General features: G+C 41.2%; 18 protein-coding genes. 8 read left to right on the top strand and 10 right to left on the bottom strand.

Annotated features, from left to right (window positions below):
• Nucleotides 1-9 precede the first annotated feature (9 nt).
• From CH352_RS15350 to CH352_RS15340, 3 genes are all read right to left on the bottom strand, one after another.
• Nucleotides 10-5385 carry an AAA family ATPase gene (locus CH352_RS15350; RefSeq protein WP_100706670.1) on the bottom strand — a complete coding sequence of 1792 codons (5376 nt, stop codon included), beginning with the start codon at nucleotides 5383-5385 and terminating at the stop codon, nucleotides 10-12.
• Nucleotides 5386-5433: 48 nt separating this feature from the next.
• Nucleotides 5434-6411, bottom strand: a complete 978-nt coding sequence (locus CH352_RS15345; RefSeq protein ID WP_100706671.1) for a ketoacyl-ACP synthase III — start codon at nucleotides 6409-6411, stop codon at nucleotides 5434-5436.
• Nucleotides 6412-6483: 72 nt separating this feature from the next.
• Nucleotides 6484-8295 (bottom strand): CoA-transferase, encoded by a 1812-nt coding sequence (locus tag CH352_RS15340; RefSeq protein ID WP_100706672.1) that lies wholly within the window; start codon nucleotides 8293-8295, stop codon nucleotides 6484-6486.
• Nucleotides 8296-8605: 310 nt separating this feature from the next.
• Here CH352_RS15340 and CH352_RS15335 point away from each other — a divergent pair, with 310 nt between their 5' ends.
• The 4 genes from CH352_RS15335 (at nucleotide 8606) to CH352_RS15320 (ending at nucleotide 11595) form a co-directional block, all read left to right on the top strand.
• On the top strand, nucleotides 8606-9046 hold the full coding sequence (locus tag CH352_RS15335) for an acyl-CoA thioesterase (protein ID WP_100706673.1): 441 nt from the start codon (nucleotides 8606-8608) through the stop codon (nucleotides 9044-9046).
• The gene (locus tag CH352_RS15330; RefSeq protein WP_100706674.1) at nucleotides 9043-9921 is read left to right on the top strand and encodes a four helix bundle protein; all 879 of its coding nucleotides are present in this window, start codon (nucleotides 9043-9045) and stop codon (nucleotides 9919-9921) included. Before CH352_RS15335 ends, CH352_RS15330 begins: the two co-directional genes overlap by 4 nt.
• Nucleotides 9918-10679 carry an SDR family NAD(P)-dependent oxidoreductase gene (locus tag CH352_RS15325; protein WP_100706675.1) on the top strand — a complete coding sequence of 254 codons (762 nt, stop codon included), beginning with the start codon at nucleotides 9918-9920 and terminating at the stop codon, nucleotides 10677-10679. The genes CH352_RS15330 and CH352_RS15325 overlap by 4 nt, the downstream gene beginning before the upstream one ends.
• Before the next feature lie 151 nt (nucleotides 10680-10830).
• Nucleotides 10831-11595 carry a PP2C family protein-serine/threonine phosphatase gene (locus CH352_RS15320; RefSeq protein WP_100706676.1) on the top strand — a complete coding sequence of 255 codons (765 nt, stop codon included), beginning with the start codon at nucleotides 10831-10833 and terminating at the stop codon, nucleotides 11593-11595.
• A gap of 10 nt (nucleotides 11596-11605) precedes the next feature.
• Here the strand turns inward: CH352_RS15320 and CH352_RS15315 are convergent, their stop codons facing one another.
• Together CH352_RS15315 and CH352_RS15310 are read right to left on the bottom strand one after the other, a co-directional pair.
• Nucleotides 11606-12145, bottom strand: a complete 540-nt coding sequence (locus tag CH352_RS15315) for a SiaB family protein kinase (RefSeq protein ID WP_100706677.1) — start codon at nucleotides 12143-12145, stop codon at nucleotides 11606-11608.
• 7 nt (nucleotides 12146-12152) lie between these two features.
• A complete protein-coding gene (locus CH352_RS15310) occupies nucleotides 12153-13439 on the bottom strand; it encodes a beta-ketoacyl-[acyl-carrier-protein] synthase family protein (protein ID WP_100706678.1) in 1287 nt (428 codons plus the stop codon).
• A gap of 215 nt (nucleotides 13440-13654) precedes the next feature.
• Between CH352_RS15310 and CH352_RS15305 the strand changes: the two genes are divergently transcribed.
• Nucleotides 13655-14083, top strand: coding sequence for an LA_2478/LA_2722/LA_4182 family protein (locus CH352_RS15305; protein ID WP_100706964.1), 429 nt, complete (start codon nucleotides 13655-13657; stop codon nucleotides 14081-14083).
• 17 nt (nucleotides 14084-14100) lie between these two features.
• Here CH352_RS15305 and CH352_RS15300 read toward each other — a convergent pair whose 3' ends face one another.
• From CH352_RS15300 to CH352_RS19180, 5 genes are read right to left on the bottom strand one after another with little or no spacing between them, the layout of a single operon-like run.
• Nucleotides 14101-15057 carry a lysylphosphatidylglycerol synthase transmembrane domain-containing protein gene (locus CH352_RS15300; protein ID WP_100706679.1) on the bottom strand — a complete coding sequence of 319 codons (957 nt, stop codon included), beginning with the start codon at nucleotides 15055-15057 and terminating at the stop codon, nucleotides 14101-14103.
• Nucleotides 15058-15076: 19 nt separating this feature from the next.
• A complete protein-coding gene (locus CH352_RS15295) occupies nucleotides 15077-15424 on the bottom strand; it encodes a histidine triad nucleotide-binding protein (RefSeq protein WP_100706680.1) in 348 nt (115 codons plus the stop codon).
• Nucleotides 15421-16326: an ROK family protein gene (locus tag CH352_RS15290; protein ID WP_100706681.1), complete on the bottom strand. Its 906-nt coding sequence runs from the start codon at nucleotides 16324-16326 to the stop codon at nucleotides 15421-15423. Before CH352_RS15290 ends, CH352_RS15295 begins: the two co-directional genes overlap by 4 nt.
• Complete coding sequence (locus CH352_RS15285) at nucleotides 16323-16988, bottom strand: ABC transporter ATP-binding protein (protein WP_100706682.1); 666 nt, start codon at nucleotides 16986-16988, stop codon at nucleotides 16323-16325. Before CH352_RS15285 ends, CH352_RS15290 begins: the two co-directional genes overlap by 4 nt.
• Nucleotides 16985-17287 (bottom strand): hypothetical protein, encoded by a 303-nt coding sequence (locus CH352_RS19180; RefSeq protein ID WP_243396318.1) that lies wholly within the window; start codon nucleotides 17285-17287, stop codon nucleotides 16985-16987. Before CH352_RS19180 ends, CH352_RS15285 begins: the two co-directional genes overlap by 4 nt.
• Nucleotides 17288-17579: 292 nt before the next feature.
• On the opposite strand from CH352_RS19180, the gene CH352_RS15275 reads away from it, so the two are divergent.
• The 3 genes from CH352_RS15275 to CH352_RS15265 all read left to right on the top strand — a co-directional run bounded on the left by CH352_RS15275 (nucleotide 17580) and on the right by CH352_RS15265 (nucleotide 21306).
• Nucleotides 17580-19142, top strand: a complete 1563-nt coding sequence (locus tag CH352_RS15275) for a tetratricopeptide repeat protein (protein WP_100706684.1) — start codon at nucleotides 17580-17582, stop codon at nucleotides 19140-19142.
• 33 nt (nucleotides 19143-19175) lie between these two features.
• Entirely contained in the window at nucleotides 19176-19769 is a 594-nt protein-coding gene (locus tag CH352_RS15270) for a hypothetical protein (RefSeq protein WP_100706685.1), read from the top strand.
• 145 nt (nucleotides 19770-19914) lie between these two features.
• Nucleotides 19915-21306 carry a TolC family protein gene (locus tag CH352_RS15265; protein ID WP_423789700.1) on the top strand — a complete coding sequence of 464 codons (1392 nt, stop codon included), beginning with the start codon at nucleotides 19915-19917 and terminating at the stop codon, nucleotides 21304-21306.
• Nucleotide 21307 lies beyond the last annotated feature (1 nt).

The raw sequence follows: 21307 nt of genomic DNA, 5'->3' as shown, positions 1-21307 counted from the left end.
AACATCTCCTTATCTTCCCCCCAGTATTACACCGACAAGTGTTATGTCGTCCCGTTGAGCTTCTCCATTTTGGTGGGCTAACAGGAAGGATTCTAAACGTTCTTTTTGTTCTTCGCAGGAAAGATGTTCTATCCCGCTTAAGAAGTTTAACAATCCTTTGGTACCAATTTTTTGTCGGTCCGGATTCGGCTGGTCCATAAAGCCGTCCGTGGTTAAGTAAACACTCGTACGTATTCCATTTTCCAAGGGAATGGAGTGTGTAGTAAATTTTCGCGTTTCTTCTTTTTGCCTGCCGCCGATCGAGAATCTATCACCTTTAATTTCGGTCAAGATTCCGCCTTTTCCAATAAAAATAGGCCGTTTTGCTCCCGCAAAGTATAAATTGTTTCCTTCAATCTTTAATAGGCAAAGATCCATTCCGTCTCTTGAATTTGTTTGGTCCATGTCCTGTTTGAGGGCTTGCCTTACCTTTTTATGTAATTGTTCTAAAATAGAACCTGGATCTGTAATACCAATTTCGTTCACGATCTGATTGAGCAAAGTATTTCCGATCATGGACATAAGAGCTCCCGGAACTCCGTGGCCTGTACAATCTACGGATGCGATATATATTGCATCTTCCTGTTTTGAAAACCAGTAAAAATCTCCGGATACTATATCTTTCGGGCGGAATACCACAAAATAATCGGAAAGTGCACTTCCCAGTACTTCAGAAGAAGGTAAAATGGCCTGCTGGATATTCAATGAATATGTAATACTATCCGTAATATGCTGGTTTTTTAATGCCAGATCGTCGTTGGCTTGAGCTAATTCTTTAGTTCTTTCTGCGACCTTGCTTTCCAAATTCGCATAAAGTAATGCGTTATCGATGGAGATCGCCGCCTGCGATGATAGAATGGAGATAGTCTGCAATCTATCCGAAGTGAATGCGGCCTCGGAAAGATTATTCTCCAAATATAATATACCGATCAGTTCTCCTTGTTTGATAATCGGAGAACATAGAACGGATTTTGTTTTCCTTTCTCTAATATATGGGTCCTTGTTGAACTTCTCGTCCGCGAATGCGTTACGCAGCACCAGATCTTCTTTGGTTCTTTCCACATAATAGATAACGCTGATCGGAATATTTTTACTTTCTTGGATTGGAATTCCTTGAAGCACTCTGATCTCGTCGTCGGTAGTGCTTCCTTCGGCTTCTACAAAAAGTTTTCCGTCCCTTCTTAAGATCATGACTCCTTTTTCCGCACCCACGTTCTCGATGGAGATCTGCATTAAAGTATCCAATAAGGATTCTAGTTTGATCTCTCCGGAGATTGCGGTGGAACTTTTCAGAATAGACTGAAAGTCCAAAGTCTGGCCTGAATATACTTCTGTCGCAGATGCAGTTCTTGTGCTTAAGGTCCCGATCGTGCGGGTAGTGCGGAAAGTATCTCTTCCTTTTTCTCGGATAAATTCCGGGAATTTGGTTTTGAGAAGTTCCTGCTTTTTAGTAGCTCCCCATCTTCCATACTTTTGATAGGCTTCCGCTATGTATTGAGATCCGATCTTGGCGCTTCCTTTGGAGAACCAGAATTTGGATGCAAGTTCTGCTGCCAAAGCCTCGTCATTATAATATTCGTTTTTGCCCGCAAGTTGCACTGCTTGTTCGTATGTTTTAGCAGCCTTCCAATTTTTGTATTCTAATCTTGCAAGTTCCGCTTCTACTAAAAGATACTTATGTTCGAAGTTCTCAGGAGCGTTTTCGGAAAGGACTTTTAGTTTCTGTTGGTTCTTCTTGATCCTTTCTAAGAATTTTGCTTTTTGTTCTTGCGTAGAAAGTTTATAATTCGCTGCCATCGCGAGAGAATATAAATAAGCATGTTCTTCAACGGCGATCTGACCGGAAATGAATCCCAGCATACTTTCGGATTCTTCTAATTCTTTTAATGCGGTTTCCGATTCCCCATAGCTGAGAAGCGTTCTTGCTTTCATGATCTTGAAGAGACAAACAGGGAAAGGACTTTGGTGAGAATTACATAATTCTATATAATCATTCTCACTCATTTCCTCGATGGAAAATTCCAAGTGAGAAGCGGTCTTTCCTCTTAGATTAGAAACTACTAATGCGGATGCGAGAACGGTATCGATCGCTAAGTTGTTTTTTACCTTGCGAGTGAATTTTAATAGACCATCTATTTTAGGTTTTACTAATTCTAAATTTTTAGACTGGAGAACCACATTGACTGCATCGTTCATAGCGCAGTAGCCGCCATGTAAGAATTCCCCGGATTCTAAACTGGCTTGGATCCCTCTATGATTGATCTCTTCCGAATATTTTAAATGTCTTACGAAAGGAGTGGTATAGTTTGCGAGAATATTCGCGGCTTTGGTGATCCCGCTCGGGTTCTTATATTTTTCACTCACCTTGACGGCAAGTTCCGCAAATTCGTAACCTCTTCTATACTGCTGGAATCCTGAAGTGAGAAGGATCGCATACATTGAATATCCGTATGGATCGGAAAGGTTTCCGTACTTCAAGAATAGGTTTACCATCTTTAAGGAAACGATCGGAAAGAGTGATAATGCAAAATTGTAAACGGTAGGAATGGCGCTGATCAAAAGATTCACCGCCATGATCTGTTCTTGTTTTTGGATCAGTGGGAGGTCCAACAAGGAGTCTACTGTCTTTTCTTCCAGAGCCTTGTTTACGATCTCTATTTCTTCTCCCGTAACTTTTTCATGATCTTTTTCAGGAATATCCACACCCAAAGGTTGGAGAGCCTTAATGATCATCGGAAGAGCTAAGTCGAATTTTCCAAGAGCCGAATACTGAATGATGAGTAGATTGCAAGCATCCGCTTTTTCGATCGGGGATCTTGCGTATTTCAAAAGAGTATCAATAGTCTTTTGAGAATCATCGAAATTCCCGGTAAGATACTGAGTTTCGCCTAACTCTCTGAAGATAGAGTAACAAAGTTCATACTTTGCATTCCAAAGAGCATCGTCTCCTTGAGAAGCTTCCGGAAGAAGGAAGAGTAGTTCTCTCGCCTTTGCAATATAAGATAGAGCAGGCTTGTAAGCGGTGGAATTTTTGGCCTTCTTTCCTGCGATTAGATCTAGCTGGGCCAGTTTTAACTTTTCTGCAGGTTCAGTGATGAGACCGGAGCCGATATTCATATGGTTTGCAATATCGAAAATATTGTCTTCGATCTGTTTTGGATCCGCTCCTTCTATCAGGAATCTTCCCAATTGTAGGCGGATCTTCTTTTTCTTTTCTTCTTCTATAATTTCGTAAGCAGCTTGTTGGACCCTGTCGTGTTGGAATCGAAAGGTAACTGTTTTTGCAGTTTGATAATTTTTATCTTTATTTGCTGCAGTTTCTTCAAAGGATTCCGCAAGACGATAATTCTCGCCTATCGGAACGATCAATTCTTCTGCGATTGTCTCCTGCAAAGAAGAGAGTGCAGTTTTATAATCCGTTTCTAAAATTCTAGTTAAAAGTGCCAGATCGAAGCTGCTTCCGATGCATGCAGCCAATTCCAAAGTCTCTTGGATCTTAGGAGAAAGTTTACGGATCCTGTTTACTAAAAGTTCTACTACGTTATCCGAAATTTTGGTGTTCCGGATCTTTGCGATATCCCATTTCCAAACGCCTTCTCCAGGTTTTCCGGAACCTTGATCGAAATAGACCGAGTCTTCTTTTGCGAGTTGTTTTAGAAGTTCCCCGATAAAGAACGGATTACCTCCTGTTTTAGAATGGACGATCTCCGCGAGTTCAGTGGTTTTATCTTCCGAAATATAAAGACTGTCAGAAAGTAATTGTCTTACGTCTTTTAGGGCCAAAGGTTGTAAGACGATTTTGTAAGGATCTAATCCTTCTTTTTCCAAAGTATCCAATAATACTTGGAAAGGATGAGAGGCATCCACCTCGTTGTCCCTGTAAGCCAATATGATAAAAAGGTAATTTACGGTTACGTCTTCCATTAGATTTTTGAGAAGCTCTAGGGAAGCGGTATCCGCCCATTGCATATCATCTAAGAAGATTGCAAGCGGATGTTCGGGGCTTGCGAAAACCTTAATAAAGTTTTGGAATACTATATAAAAACGGTTTGCATTCTCTTGCGGGCCAAGTTCGGAAACTGGATCCTGTTTTCCGATAATGATCTCGAGTTCCGGGATCACATCAGTGACCACTTTTCCGTTGGCGCCGATCGCTTTTTTGATCTTACTCTTCCAGGCCTCGATCCTTTCCGGAGATTCGGTTAGAATCAATTCTACCAAGCTGGAAAATACTTGGATAATAGCGGAGAAGGGAAGGTTACGATTGTACTGATCGAACTTTCCGGAGATAAAATAACCTTTGGATTCTGTGAGAGGTTTGTTGATCTCTTTTACAAGTGACGATTTTCCTACGCCGGAATAACCTCCGATTAAAACCATTCTGGATCTTCCGTTTGTTGCAACGGACTTGAATTCTTCCAAAAGTGTTTTGATATACTCATCCCTTCCGTAAAGTTTCTGAGGGATCTTGAATTCGGTAGAAAAATCGGTTTGGGCCAAAGGGAAAGAAGGGAAGTCAGACTTTTCTTTCCATAGAGTGAATGCCTTTTCTAGATCTCCTTGGAGTCCCCTTGCCGTTTGGTATCTATCTTCTGCGTTTTTTGCGAGAAGTTTCATTATAATTTCTGAAAGTACTGTAGGGACCTCGGATCTTGCTTCTTTTGGCGAAACAGGGATCTTGGCTAAATGAGCATGTACTAATTGTAAAAGATCGTCCCCGTCAAATGGAAGTTTTCCAAGAAGCATCTCGTAGTAAGTGATCCCTAACGAATAAAAATCACTTCTGTAATCAACGGAACGGTTCATCCTTCCTGTTTGCTCCGGGGACACGTAATGGATGGAACCTTCCAAAATATTCGGAGCTGACCAGGAAGTTTCTTCCTTGTTCAGTCTTGTTGAGATCCCGAAGTCTATGATCCGGACCTGTTTTTCATCCTTATTGAATATGATGTTTTCTGGTTTTAAGTCTTTGTGTATGATCTTTTTGGAATGGATCTCACTTAGTCTTTCCGCGAGTTGGATGGAGATAGGGAAAAAGTCCGAGAGAGTCATCGGCTTTTTGGATATAAAATCCTTTAAGGAACCTCCTGGCACGAAGTCCATAAAAAGAGCGAACCCATCTTGGAGTTTTTCGAACTTGATAGGTTTAACAAAATAGCCTGAAGAAAGTAAATTTAGGATCTCGAATTCGTTCCTAAGATTGACCACGGAAGGATGTAATTCGTCCAAAACCGGAAGAAATTTGATGATAACGGACTTGCTGTCCTCTTTACGAACAGCTTTATAAACTTCGGACGCAGATTCGGCATTTAGTCTTTCTTTTAGTTCGAACCCTGTTACGATCATCCTTCTACTTCACCTTTATTTTTATATTATATTCTAAATATCGAATTTTCAGAGGCGATACAAAAGACCGCCCCAATAAAATCCGGCTCCAACCGCTGGGGAAAGGATTAAATCGCCTTTTTTGACGATCCCTTTATAATAATATTCGGATAATGCGATTGGGATGGATGCAGCGGAAGTATTTCCTACTCTTTCGAAATTAAAAAGTATTTTTTCTTTAGGGAATTTTGTTCTTTTGAGAACATCCTGAACGACCACGTCTGTGCCCGGATGGGGTATTACCCAATCTATATCTTCTAATGCGACATTATTCTTTTTTAATAGACCGTCCATGGCGGAAAGTGTAAGATCTGCGGCGTTGGTCACAAGCTCAGGATAACTTTTTATATAAAAATTCGGTCCTGGTCCTAACTCTATGATCTTAGAAAGATCTCCGTCATCTTTCAAAAAAGAATCAATGATGCCGAATTCCTTGTTTCCGGTATATTCTAACAGAACTCCTGCTGCTGCATCACCTGCAGTAAATTCTCCATAGCCGTTCATTTTGGTTCTAACGGAAAATCTTTCGCTACCGATCACTAGTGCGGTCTTAAATTTACCGCTGCTTAAGAATGCAGATGCCATTTGCACTCCATGAACAAATCCGGTGCAAGCAGTAGAAATATCGAATGCTAGTGAGTTGGAAGTTCCTGCAAGTTTGGAAGCCTGAGGCGCCAAATCCGGGAGATAAAGCCTATCAGTCCAGTTGGCTAAAATGAATAAGTCCACATCCTCCGCTTTTTTTCCTGCATCTTTCAGGATCATTTTGGAGGTTTCCGCAGCCATAAATTGGGCGGTTTCTTTTTCGTTTGCCCTTCTTCTTTCCGTTACACCTATATTGCCGATGACTGCTTTTTCGGCAGGGTGCATTTCTGGATATTTTAATCTAGGCCGAATTTCATCGTTAGTGACGATCCTTTCCGGGAGATAATGTCCGATCCCGGTGATTCGAACCCCGTTCGAAACTAGATTTTTAGAATTCGCCATGGATCAATACTCCTTTGGTCCATAATAAATTTCCAGTCATAATTCCAATCTTTTGCTTCATCTTTATCACACTTAAGGCAAACGGGTATACACCATAAATTGTTCTGTATAAATTCTTTCCGGATCCAATTCCCTGAGGGCAGTCAATTCATCCGAATTTACTGCCGGCTCTTGCGCAATGGGAAGATCTTCGTCAGGAGGGAGCCAGAGAGTATATCTTAGAACAGCTTCTTCCGATTCCATTTCATCGTCGGATGCGGGAGTAAGCCATGAGCTTAATTCGAAAGGATGGTCAGAAAAGGAACTCCTTTGGAATCTACCGAACTGACACACCGCTTCTACCACTCTGTCTCCAGGAGAAGTGATATGTTTTACTTTTCTTACGAATCGAAAACGGTTCGCCTTTGCTACTACGATTGTATCAGCAGTGGAGGCGATATCATTCGCTCCTCCTGAACCTACTAAGAAGTTTCCTTTTCCGTCCAAGACTGAGTTGATATTTCCGAACCAGTCCACTTCTGCAGCGCCGATCACTCCCAAACAATCATCCGGTACGATTGTTCCCAATACACTTATGATATCGGATAACATGGAACAGTGTTGAGTATGGAGTTGGCTGAAAAGAAAAACATCACCCGCAAAAGGTTTCATTCCATAAAACCCAAGTTCGGCGATGATCTTGATATGGATCCCTTCCTTTTCTAGAAGTTTGGCTGCTGTCCAGGCAGCCATATGAGCGGCTCCGATCCCTGCGAGAATCGTTTTGTATCCTTTTGTCTTGACTTTCTCTATGATCGCTCTTGCAGCAAGAATGATCATCTGCTCGGAATCATTTACTGTTTTAGGATTTTCGGGAGAAGAAAGAGAATGTTCCGGAGGAGTCATCTTCAAACGTCTGAGCCTGACTTCTCCCATCAGATCCAGATATTCTTCGTGACCTCCTGATAATATTACATTTTCTTTATACCATTTTTCGGCCTTAGCGGGAATGCCTGCCGCCTTATTGGCCTCCATTTGGAATTCGTAATCATCCAAATAAGATTCCACACCTTCGAATGCAGGGATCTCTGGAAAACCTTGTACCCTTAAAGATTGAGGATGTGCCCCGAATCTTGCTGGAGCGATCCCTAAAACTTTCGTACTGGGTATATGTACTAGTTCAGGAGGAACTGTTCCTCTTGGTACGATCTTCTCGACAGTAGCGATTACACCTTTTGTAGCTGCAAGTGCACCCCAGGCTCCTTCTCCGCCTGGCTGAGAAAGTACAATATTCCCATCTTCATCCGCTACTACTCCGTGAACCAATGTGATCTCAGGGCAAAGTGGAAGAAGGACTACCATGTCCTTCTTCTTTGTTCCTCTACTTTCGGAATCTAGATGAGGACTTGCTGCTTCTCCGTAAGGACTTCCTTCGGTAGGTTTATGATATAAGAACGCAGTCTTTCCTAATTTGTCCGTAATTAGGTCAGACCCTACCAAAGAATTAGAAACAAAGCCGGGAAGTTTCATGGCTCCCGCCATTAATCTTTGCACCAATGTGAGAAGGGACCAAAGTTCCAACTCGAAAGGTTTCCCTCTCATTAAATCTTTATACAGACTGTTTGGACTTGGCTTAGGATAATTATCTCCGGCAAAACCTGTAATTATCTTTTTTACGATGCCGGAAAGAGCTAGACAATGAGCACTAGAATGAATTCCCGCAACACTGATAGTGAACTCAGGATTTGTTCCTTCAAAAACTCTAGAGAGAGAATAGATAAGTGCATTTGGCCTAGACATGGTAGTGGCCAAGTGTAAGTACATGCCAGGCTTAACGAATTCTCGTACAAGAGAATCGGGATCGGAAAGAATCTTAGTAGTTTTATGTTTCGATTCTTGTGGCATTCGTTTATTTTGTAGAAAAGCCCGGACAAACGGCATTTTCACCAAAGGTTAAATTTTTGACGGAAAAAAGGCCGAATTCATACGAAATCAATGTGAAAATACCGCCAAATCGTGAGTTTAAAGCCAATGACATTTCGCATTTAAAGACTAACATCGTTTAATGCTAAATAGGAAGGATTAGGTCTCTCTTTTTTACCTGACCCAGGTATAAAAAATGGACGATCTTCCCTCTTTCTCACTCATACAAGAGACTCAAGGCTTTAAGATCGGATTTCCAGTCTCCGATACTAAGATGAGAAAGAGAAGCTAAATGTCAGAAGTTCCCAAAGAGTCTTTTACATTCAAGACAGAACTAGTTGTCCGCAGATCGGACACTCGGAGCGCCACTGTAGTAGGTGGACTTTTTGTTTCTCACCTAACATACGAAACATTTATTCCACTCATAAACGAAGTATTCGATGCATTCTTAGAATCGTATTCTTGGTCCAAGGCAAATATTGCAGGCGCCAATATCATCATTCCTAAAATGGAAGTCGATTATAAGTCCGAAGCTAAAGCTGGAGATGTTTTGGAATTTTCAGCCGGAGTTTTTAATTTAGGAAAGAAGTCTTGCGAGCTATATATCTCCGCTTCTCAAAAAGTTTCTAAAGAAGAAGTAGGACTCGCAAAAATTTCTCTAGTCTTCTTCGACTATGTTTCTAAAAAAACATTGGAGATCCCGTCCGCATTCAGGGCGAAATTCGAAGTATGAATTCCAAGGCCCAAACTTCTCAGGCGGAAGCCGAGTTTCCTTCGGAATATTATTTTTCGACGGAGATACCGATCCGTAAGATCGATCTGAGTTTGGACATACATGTTTCTTTCGCAAGCGTCTTGGATCTTGTGATGGAAGCTCACCTTCAATTCTTTCAATACTTAGGTTATTCGGTCACCGATATACACGGAAACAGCATCATATTTGCAAATGCTTCCATACAATATCAGGGAGAATTATTATATAAAGATAAAGTGATTATAGATGTTTCCTTGGATAATTTCGGGGAGAAGTCTTTTGATCTATACTTTAGGCTTTCTAAAAGGAATCGAGCGGAGAAGGTCTCCGTCGTAAAGATCAGAGTTCTGTTCTTCGATTATAAACAAAGAAAAGTAGTTCCAATCCCTTCCGAATTCAAACAGAAATTTGATACCGGTAAGTATATCAAGATGCAAAGTCCTGAGATCGGAAAAGAGGTCTCAAGCGCCGTCGGTCCCGATGGATTCGTATTCGGATTTCGTAAACTGGAAGTGTGGAATCTATCGCATGTGTTCCTTCTTCATTTATACGAACTTTGTGAGAGTTGGAAAGGAAAAGTAGAGCCGAGTCTATTAGAACATATCAGATCCATTTCTTCCTTATTGCCTGTTCGAATTGCAGGTGCTTGGGGAACCAGAATTCGCGCAGAAAAAGTAAAAAATATACTAAGAGCAAAAGTGCATTTGGAAGAATTAAGATATCTTCTGATCTTAGTAGCGGATCTTGGAAAAGTGGATCCTTCCCAAGAGTTGGATGACCTTCAGACGATTAATTCTCATCTCAAAAAATATCTGAACAAAGTCAGGACCGGAGAAACTAGAAAGATCCGATGAAAGATAAGGTCGCATTAGTCACAGGCGGGAATGCAGGAATCGGAAAAGCAATCGTATTGGAATTTGTTTCCAGAGGTGCGAAGGTAATATTCTGCGGAAGAAGAGAAGAAGAAGGAAAAAAAGCAGAAGAGGAAATTTCCAAACTAGGCGGAAAAGTAAAGTTCTTTCGATGTGATGTGTCAGACGATTCTCAAGTAAAAGAATTAGTACAAAAAGCCGAGTCCGAATTCGGAGGCTTAGACTACGCGGTGAACAACGCTGCGGTCGGCGGACTTGCAACCGATCTACATCAATACCCGGAAAAAGTTTGGGACAAAGTGATCTCGGTAGATCTAAAAGGCACTTGGCTTTGTATGAAACATGAATTAGAACTTCTTTTAAAAAGAGGAGGGGGTTCTATCGTAAATGTATCTTCTATCGCAGGGTTAGTCGGTGCAGATTGGAAAGTGGCTCCATATTCTGCAGCAAAACATGGAGTAGTCGGACTCACAAAATCAGCAGCGTTAGAATACGCGGAAAAAAAGATTAGAGTGAACGCAGTTTGTCCGGGATTTATTCGCACGGAAATGTTAGAAGGACTGTTTCATTCTTCGTCTGATCCTAAAGAAGCTGAGAAAAAAATCACCAGATTACATCCAGTCAATCGACTTTCTGAGCCGAGTGAAGTGGCAAAGGCGGCAGTTTGGTTATGTTCCGACGAGGCTTCCTTCATTACCGGCGTGGCGCTTCCCGTAGATGGCGGCTATACTGCAAAGTAAAAAGGAAAGATTTTTCTCGGGAATCCATCAAAATTTCGTTATTTTCTTATATAGAAAACGTAATCTTTTTTCTTGAAGGAAAGTTTGGATGAGTCAAAATTGCGTAATTCCGTTTCGAGAATAGTAAACGGTTTTCCCGGCTAAAAAAAATATGAAACTCCGGTATTATGCAATCACGGACAAGGGAAACTTTCGTTCTCATAACGAAGATTCTTTTTTATCCGTAGATAGTTTGGTATGTGGCCAAACTCACGGAGAATCAGATACAGTTCGCGAATTAGATACGGAAGAATTTTCCGGACTATTTGCCTTGGCGGACGGTTTAGGCGGACATGAAGCGGGAGAGATCGCAAGTAGAGTTGCATTAGAAAAACTTGCTTGGATGGAAAAAGCGATCCGTCCCATCGAAGAATTGCCTTCTTCCGGTTGGAAGAACCTAATCCGCAAAATTAATAACGAAGTAAACGCCTACGGTGAATCTATAGGAAAACCTAAGATGGGGACCACTTTAGTAGGTTGTCTTTTGGGAAAAAGAAAGTCCTGGGTCTTTAACGTAGGAGACAGCCGACTTTATCACCTTACAAAAAACGGTCTCAGCAAAGTAACAGTAGATCATAATATTGGAGAAGAGTTAGGTTCCAGTTACGGCCGAAATCTTTTAACCAGTTGTATTGGCGGCGGAACAAAAAGTATAGAAGTTGATACGTTCGACTATTCCGGAAAATTGTCTCCCGGAGATTTTATACTACTCTGCACAGATGGTCTTACTGAAGTTTTGAACATTGACCAAATAGAAAAGATCATGAGAGAACATGAAGATCTAAGAGAAACTTGTAGGATCCTTTCGGAAGAAGCAAATCTCAGACTTACTAGAGACAATCACACGATTGTAATTATAAAAATAGACTCAGTTTAAGTTGATTGTCTTAAAGACCGGAAGAGTAGGCGCCTTCTAACAGAAATCGGGCAGTCAATCGGAAGAATAAATCCCCATTGTCCGCCTCCTCTAATTGAAACACCAAGGGTAAATCCGACTTTCTTGCTATTTCAAAAAAACCTAAACCTGCACCTTTACTTTTTTCGGGCCTGTCGGAACGGATCTGCTCATTATACTTTTGTTTGAGTTCTTCTTGGGAAAGTTTTTTAGTTTCTTCTAATTTACCTTTTAAGAATGCGGCTTGCTCAGGAGTGATCGCATTACCGCAATTGAGTTCCCAATTATGGGCCTTTCTTCTTAAAACTAAAATGCCTATTCCGCTTTTTTCATCTCTTTCTACGGAATAATGGGCAACATTCTGCGCCATTTCCACGAATACGGTGAGGATGCGGTTCTTCTTCTTTTCTCCTTCTAATTTTTCTTTTAGAAGATCGTTTAAAGAAGAAATGGTAGTCTCGGAAAATGGCCCCTTATAAAGAAGAGCCACTCCGGTCCTTTTAAGAACATTATATTGTTTTGATAACTGCATATACCCCTCAAAACTCCGGAGCTGCCAAACTTACGAATGAAGATTGGCTTCCGATCGCGAATGCCATGGAAATTGCATATCTGATTTTCGCCTTTCTGGCTCCTTCTGCGACATGGTCGTGATCGCATTCAGGATCCGGATTCTCCAGATTGATTGTAGGACATAGGGTCTGATTTTTCAACATAAGAGAAGTTGCGGCCACATTGATAATTCCAGCCGCTCCGAATGTATGACCGAATATCGGTTTAATAGAACCGACAGGTGCCCAATGGAATTTAGGACGACCCTCATACAAATGACCGATTGCACGACTTTCCGCCAAATCATTGTTATGCGTTGCGGTCCCATGCCCACAGAAATAATCTATATCTCCCAAACGAAGTCCGCTGATCTTCATCAAATGTCTAAGACCGGTGGTGGCTTTTTTGCCGGTTAAGTCCATTCTCATCGCATGGTCCGCTTCATTATAACTATAAGTTCCTAGAACTTCCGAATAGATCTTAGCACCTCTTTGTAATGCTCTGTCCAATCTTTCCATCACTAGAACGACTGCGCCTTCTCCCAATAAAAACCCGTCCCTATTTATATCGTAAGGACGGATCCCTTTTTTAGGATTATCTTTTTCCAAAGACATGACCCGGCTCATAGGATCGGAATACATCATCATTAGAGTTTTGAGAATGGGAAATTCATGACCACCGGCATACATAACTTCCGCTCTACCTTTGCGAATAGCTTGGTAACATAAGCTGATCGCATGATGTCCACCCACACAAGCAGCAGACACTGTGGTCACAAAACCCTGGATATTTGCGTTGATTGCGGTTAAGTTCGTGGGATTGGAAGCCATAGAAGTAAGAACAGAATAACGATCGAACACGTTATGATCCTTTTCTTCTAAATATTTCCTCCAAGCAAAATCCCACCAAGCCATAGATGCTCTGGAAGAAGAGTCTATAAAGCCGACTCTACTCGGATGTAAATCTCCTTTCGTGATACCAGCATCCTTATTTGCCTCTTCCATAGCGGCCATTAATGCCAGAGTTTCCGTATTATAATTCTTGGAATATTTATCGCTCAGATCAGGCAGATGTTTTTTCCAATCGAACGTATTCATTTCCCCCGCGACCTTGATCGGGAAGTCTTCCGTAGGAAAACGGGTGATAAAATCCAGTTGGGATCTTCCCTCAGAAAGATTTGTCCAAAAGTCTTGTACTGAAAAAGTGTTCGGAAGAATGACTCCGATACCGGTGATGACTACCCGGGAGTTTTTTCCGTTTTTAGATTTATCCATAGAATAGCGGGTTTAGAAATTACCTAGGTGGATTTGTTTTGGAAATAAAAAAATCATTCCGAAACATATTGGACGCAAAAAAGGTAGAAAAAGCTCATAAAACAGGAAATAGACGGGCAAATTTTAGATTTTCATTAATTCATAGAATAATAGAAAAAGGATTTTCGAACGGAGCGGTTTTTTTACTTTGTTGGAAATTTATTTTGAGGTATCTGATGATGCATATTCGAGTTTTAATACTATTCCTTTCTGGAATCGTTCTTATGACTTCTTGTTCGAAATCTCCCGAAGACAAAATTATGGAATTAGCTCCTCGGTTCCAGAAAGCTCTTTGTTCGAAAATGATAGAATGTAGCAAGGACGATATTGCAAAGATACCTCCTCAATATAGGGCGACTCTTCCTGCTTTTATGCAATCCGAAGAGGGATGTGTTTCTTATTTTAAGGAAAATTTCGATAAGGCGAGAGAACAAAGAAAGTCCGAAAAGAAGGAATTGACTGCGGAGACTGTCGCTTCTTTCGAAGCTTGTATCGCTGGATTGGAAAGTACCACTTGCGAACCTTTTAAAGGACAAAGAGGCCCAAGACTGGGAGTACCAGGCTGCGAAAATTTGGAAAAGATCTCAAAACCCGATTCTCCGTAATCACCCAAGAAAAACGGCTACGGTTTTATTTGGGCCTTTTCTTTTTCAGTAAAAGACCAATACACGTAAAGTATGGCCGTTAAGATCCCGAGCGCAGTCATCTGTCCTAAATGGACTGTGGTTGCGTACACCAAACCTTCTGAACTTTCTCTACCTAAAAGAACAAATCCTGATGTGATCGAAGCATGATATACTCCTGCTCCGGATGGTGCAGAAGGTACCATTACTCCGACGGCTCCGCAGAACATGATAAATACGGTTTCTAAAGGACTTAAATGGATCCCGACTAAGTATTGCAAAAGGGTATAATGGATCGCATATCCTAAAAGCCAAGTGCAGGCAGTCAGAATTCCATAACTGGAAACATTACGAAAAGTTAAAAAACTTCCCAATTCGGCGACTTGGGGAGCGAGCTTTTCGGAAAAGAAGTTCTTCTTTCCTATTTTAGAGAATAAAAATTCTCCCAAAGCGATCAGGCGTTTGTGAAATAAACGTACAATTACGAGTGCAGAAAAGATCCCTAATATTCCGAGTAAAGGAAATAGGATTTTGGTTTCGGATCCGTTGACTCCTAAAATAAATAGAGCGCCGAGACCGGCGCAGAATATAAAGGAGAAGTCCAGGACCTTTTCTAAAAAAATCCCGCTTACTAAACTTCCGTAACCGATATTCTCTCCCTTTTTGCAGAGATATAGACGAAAGATATCTCCTCCTCTTGCGGGTAAAAATTGATTCGCTCCTACTCCGATATAAGCTGAGAGAAGAGCGGTTCTGAAAGGAACTTTTTTGTTTAAGAGTAAATACCATCTCCATGAGAATAGAAGTAATCCCCAAAGAATCGCGAAGAAGAATGGAACTAAGAAGATAGGTTTCCATCTTTCTAAAATAGAAGTAAAACCGGAAAGATCCAGGTTCCAAAATAGAAAACCTAGAGATAAAGCACTGATCCCGAAACCGAGTAATAACTTTTTCAAAATAGATCCTCGTTCCAGATCAACCCGGAGGCCATTTCATTTGTCTTCCGCCAAGTATATGGAAATGAAGATGAAATACTGTTTGGCCGCCGAGTAACCCCATATTATTCACAATACGGAAACCTTCTTGATTGAGTCCGAGAGACCTTGCGATTTCAGTGGCTCTGTATAAAATTTCTCCGAGAAGTGCTTTGTCCTCTGCGTTAGTTTTGTCTATATCCACTATATGTTTTTTAGGAATGACCAGAAAATGAGTGGGAGCCTGCGGAGAAATATCATGAAAAGCTAATAGATTTTCATCCTCGAAAATGATCTTAGCTGGGATCTCTTTATTGATAAGTTTACAAAATATACACGAATCTGTCATGTTTTATTGTCCAAACATAAACTTGCTGCTCCCAGGGCGCCGGTGACCGATTTTCCTGGAACGATCTTTACGTATTCTTTGAATATTGGAAATATGATTTCTTTCACTCTGTTTTCAAGTCGTTTTCCGAAAAAGGAATAGGACTTAGCTATCCCTCCCGACAATACGATATGCTCAGGATTGAGTAGATGGATTAGGTTCCGAATGAGTTGGGCTAAACTTTCTATTCCTTCTTCTACGATCTCGTTTGCTTCTTTGTGATGTTTGGAAGCAAGATCGAATAGAGTTTCGACGTCCGAAAGTTTGGATCCTGTCTTTTCTAAAAATCTGGAAGAGAATCCGCTGGCACTGAAGTAGGCTTCCGCACATCCTCTTTGCCCGCAGCCGCAAAGCGCGCCACCTGGATGAATTGTAGTATGTCCTACTTCCATAGAATTTCCAAGATAACCGTCGAATAATTTTCCTTCGAAAACCCATCCTCCGCCTAGTCCGGTCCCTAACGTGATAACGATCAGATTGGGGGAAGCTTTACCTTCTCCGAACCAATACTCTCCTAGTGCCGCGCAGTTTGCATCGTTATCGTAATAAACAGGAATGTTAAACTTCTTCTTTAAGAAATCAACTAAGAGAACATTTTTTAATAAGGGAAGATTTGCGGAAGAGATCAATATTCCATTTTCTTTATCTATTGGACCGGGACTTCCGAGTCCAATACCTTTCACTGGATCTTTAGAGTCCGAGATGAGTTTGGAGATCTGTTCCTCCAATGATGACAAAAAATGTTTAGAATCCATTTCCGGTCCGGTCTTTCGATCGGAATGCGAAAAAATTTTACCGGACTGATCCGTAAGACAGGCTTTAATACTTTGGGCGCCGATATCCACGCCTATAATAGAACTCATTTAACGACTCTGGTAAAATTTCCTTCTCTCATTTCGTAGATCGTCTTAGCATCGAATGCAAGATTCATATCATGGGTCACGAGCAGGATCGTGAGTCCTCTGGAATTAAAATCGGAGAGAAGTTTACGTACTAATTCGCTGTTTTCTGGATCCAAGTCACCGGAAGGTTCATCCGCAAGAAGTATCTCAGGCTCATTGATGAGTGCCCTTGCGATCGCAGTCATTTGGATTTGCCCACCGGAAAGACTACTTGGAAGTTGGTTTCGTATCGTATGAAGATTCAAGCTTGAGATAAGATACTCGCATTTTTCTCTGTATTCCTGTTCCTCGAATTTTCCTACGAGCAATGCCGGTAAAAGAATATTCTCTTCTACATTTAGATGAGAAACTAGTTCGGAAAATTGGAAGATCAATCCTATATTTTTTGCCCTAAACCTGGCGAGTTCCCCTTTGGTCATGGAGGAAAGTTTTAATGTATCGAAGTAAATTTCTCCGGAGCTGCTGGACAACATACCGGTGATCATGGAAAGTAGTGTGGTTTTCCCGGAACCGGAAGGCCCTACAATCGCGACATAGTCGGATTGGTTGATATCGAACGAGATCCCGTTAACTGCCTTGGTGGAACCGTAATGCCTGGAGAGATTATTAATCCTAAGGATCATTTTCCCCTCCGGATCGATCTGTAAGGATCAACTAAGGTGTATAGATAGGCTATAAATGCGCTGACTCCGCCGATTAGAATGGCTTCGGAGCCTAAGCTCCCGATATAGTCCAGAGGAGAGACCAATTCGGACTTTCCGATAGGGATAAAAACGCTTAAAATTAAGGAGAATAAGAACCCGATCCCGTGGATGATCCAAAGTTCGACGGTTTGTAGGAGCACGACCCCCTGTCTATTCCCTCCTACCGCCATCATAATTCCGTTATCCCCGGAGCGAGTCATCACCCGAACTATGCTCATAAAAATTAAAGCAAGGCCACAAAGAGATAAAACCAAGTACGGAGAATTCAGAAATAGATCGATACTATAAACGTCCGTGGGTCTTTTTTCCGTACGAAGGGAAAAAAATCCGAATAGAAATCCGTAGGCGAAAAACGTCGAGAATACGACGTGCAATACACTGGTGATCCAGTCCCGGAGAAAAAGGGAAAATGCAAACCTCAGGTAAGTGATTCTTCCCATCGGTAGCAGGATATTGAAAACGTTTGATTTTATCCAACATTTATTTAGTTAATAGCAGAAATTCCGAAAAATGATCTTTGTAATTCTCGTAGCAGCTGGAATCATCCTGATCGTCGCGGCAGGTTCTTTTCTCATTCAATCCAAAAAGGATTCGTTTGAGAAGGCTCTAGCTTTGGCGGCTATGGGAAATTACGTAGACTCTCGGATCCTCATCCGAGACATTCTAGATTCCAATCCATCTAACACTAGGGCTCATTTTATCATGGCGAAAATTTATGCCATGGAAGGTGATTATAATAACGAAGCGAAACATTTAGATAAGATCAAAAAGATCGGGAACTTCGATAAGGAAATTTCGGAAGTAGCAGTTTCTAATCGGATCGCAGATATATATTACCAACAAGATCTATATGAAGAAGCGGTATTCCATTACTCGGATACTCTTTCCGTTGACCCTAATAATCTAGAAGCTTGTATTCGGATCGGTTTTATGGCAATCGGTCAAAAAGAATTCGGGATCGCAGATAAATTCCTTTCTAGGATCCCGGATGAGAATATCAAAATGCCTGCTTTACTTTTGGGAAAAGGTGTGATCGCAGGGATCTTGAGAAAAGGAGATCCGAAAACTTATTTCAAAAAAGCATTCGAAGAAGATCCAACTTCTTCCGTAGGTGGATTTTTATACGCAATCTCTTTGTCTAGAGCCGGAGAACATGATGAGGCGATCCGTGTCGCAAACTCTGTGGTAGATGTAGTCACAGATGAATATGTTCGCTACACATTATTCCAATTTATTATGTTGGAATTTATACTCAAAGAAAATTGGAATGAAGCTTTAAAACACGCCAGACTTTGTATGGAGATCGCAAGGAATAACGGATGGAAACAGGAGATGATAGACTCGGATTTCCACTTTGCTCTTGTCGCCGTTAACATGGGAAGGTTGGAAGATGCCAGCGAATATCTGATAGAAGCGGAATCCGAAAGAGTCGATGATGATCGTATCATAGAACTTGCAAATTATAAATACCAAGTAGAAACGAAAAGATTGGAACTCGGAAAAGTTTCTAAGAGTGGATTTCTGCCTGAGCAAGAACTCGGAAAATTATTCACAGAATTATTTCCGGTAGAACGTTATTATGAGATCTCCGGTTTAAAATCTTCCAAATCCTTCCATATCAAAGGGATCATAGACGAAGAAGGGAATAAGATCGTAATCGATGTGAATAAGATCGGGATCAGCGCAATGGATCATTATCGATCCTTAAAGGGCGTGGATTTTAAAAACTTATGTGTAAAAGTAGTTCTGGCCCTGAATTACACGGTGAGTAGAGAGATCCCGAACAAAGAAGGCGATGGGGTAAATTTCCAAGGTCTGAATAAAACGGACAAGGAAACAAGGGCTCTATTTAAATTCAGAAAATGGAAGGACGCCAAAATTTCGGATATATTCTTAAGAGATACCTTGGGCCAGGTAAAAGATCTAGGACTAGACAAGGCATTTATTATAGGAGATGCGGACTTCACTGAAGGTGCTCGCAGATTTTTGGCGGATAATCCGTCCAGACTCTCCGTTCTTTATGGAAGAGACTTAGAAGAACTTTTAAAAAAGGCGCTGAAATCCCAAGGTTAAAGGGAACTTTCAGTCTTAGCAGGGGTCCTATACATGTTCCATCTATCTTTCTACGGATCTGTTTTGTTCAGAGGATTATTACTTCTAATATTATTACAAATTTCTTGCATTACAGGAGGAGAATCTCCTCTTTCTGCTAAGCGAAGTCCCGAAATCCCTCCAACTGTCACTCAAGGAAAAGTCTTTTTAGCGGGACACACGGGAGAACATTCCAAGGACACGGAAGAGATCCTAAAATTAGTACAACGACTTGTTTCCGGAACGATCTCAAAAGATCTGAATTTTTTACCAGAGATCGTATCCAAGAAAGATGGGATCTATCTGGACATAAAAGGGAATTGGACCAGAGAACAACTCATCCAAGAGCTTTCCAGCGCAGATAATTATTTTCGCATATACTTCTTCGATAGAGAACTATTAGAAAAACAGAAAAACTCCAAAGAAGTTAGAACGGTCCGTGATTTGTTACTTTCTTCCGGTGGGGTCGAGGTCGATTTTTATTACGAGAGCAAGAACGCTTGCGAGTTAAAACTCAAATTTAAAGAGAACCAGAAACTAGAAAGGGAACTGATCAATCCATATTTCATAAAGCAGGACGGGAAATGGTACTTATTCCGGCTTTTCTAAAATGAAACCTTCTAAAAAGGCAAACGGACTTGCGGTACCAGGGCTTGGTATTGAAATAGCCATAAGGAAAGAGATGCGAGACTTCCAATCGGGACACGAACAAGATCTACTCGATAAAACTTCCTACAAAAAGAATAGAAGTTGGATCCTTCTTTCTATTTTTGCAGCTTCTGCATTTATATTTCCTTTTGGGACGCTTGTTTTTCCTGAAACGATTCCTTTCGAAACGACTAGCGAAGATAGAAAGGGAAGCACGTTTAATAAACCGAACCAAAATATCACTCCGACTACTAGCACTTCTACAACAACTACTCCGATTGCTGGTAAGGTCATCGACTGGGACGTGGATCGTTTAACTGAATATGCGATCTCCAATAACCCGCTGTATTTATCTGAAAAACAAAATATGGGGATCGAAAGAGGACGGGTGATCACTGCCTCCTTATATCGAAATCCGGTCGTTCAATTCCAACAGCAGTTCATTGGTGGAACTCCTAACTCCCAAGGGGGAAGTCCGGAAACTGCACCAGGAATGTACCAAGAGGTGGACGTGTATGGAGTCGTACCTCTTAGAACAAGAGTCGCCAAAAAAGGATTCGAAGCTTCCATACAAGATTTCCGAAATTTCGATCGTATCTTCCGGATGAGGCTTCGCCAAAATTATTGGGCATTCGTCTTTCTTACACTTCTTGTAGATACAAACAAAGAATTCTATGAAAACTATAGCGACCTTTTAGAACTCACAAAGTTTAGAGTGCAGAAGGGAGATATCTCTCCTTTAGAATTCGAACGTCTGGAGCTAGAAAGGATACAGGTCGAAAAATTCTACCGTGACGCGATCGTTCGTAGACAATCTATCGAAAAAGATCTACGTATCCTTTCCGGTTTATCTGAAGAAGAAGGTGTATTCGCATTTAAAGTGGACTCAATGAAGTTCAGACCTTTGGAAGAAATGGGCCTCCACCTAAAAGAGGACTTCCCTTCGATAGAACGTCCTGATCTTACCGCATTGGAACAAAGACTCCAAGAGAAGAAGATGAACATAGAACTGCAAAGAAGGGAGTCCTTCGGCTGGTTGCAGTTAGGTGGAGAATGGAGGGTCAAAGGAGGGGAAAATTACGGAGGAGTATTCGCTTCTATCCCGATCCCTTTGAACGATAGAGGACAAGGAAAAGTATATTCTGCAAAAGAAGAATATAGAAAGTTCGAACTGGCCTTAGATGCAAAAAAAAGAGAAGTGATCGCAGAGATAGAAGCTGCTAAAAAAGAATTATTGGCAAGAGAAGAACTCTTAACCAAATATGAAAGGATCAACCTTCTCCAGAAAAACAAACAATTGGAGGAGAAGTCCAGGATTGCGTATGTCCGCGGTGCCTCCGATCAAGTAACCTTCCTCCAAGCAGAAAAAAACTACCTCACCATCCTCAGAGAATATTACGACCTACTATATTTATATTTTAACGCGGTAGAAAACTACAAAGCCGCAACCGGAAAAATCGCGGAAATTTCTTCGGCAAATAGGGCGAAGGGAGAATGAC

Source organism: Leptospira hartskeerlii, assembly GCF_002811475.1.
GTDB classification, from domain to species: Bacteria; Spirochaetota; Leptospiria; order Leptospirales; family Leptospiraceae; genus Leptospira_B; species Leptospira_B hartskeerlii.
The sequence above is the reverse complement of the archived record's forward strand: the minus strand, read 5'-3'. Positions and strand labels throughout refer to the sequence as shown.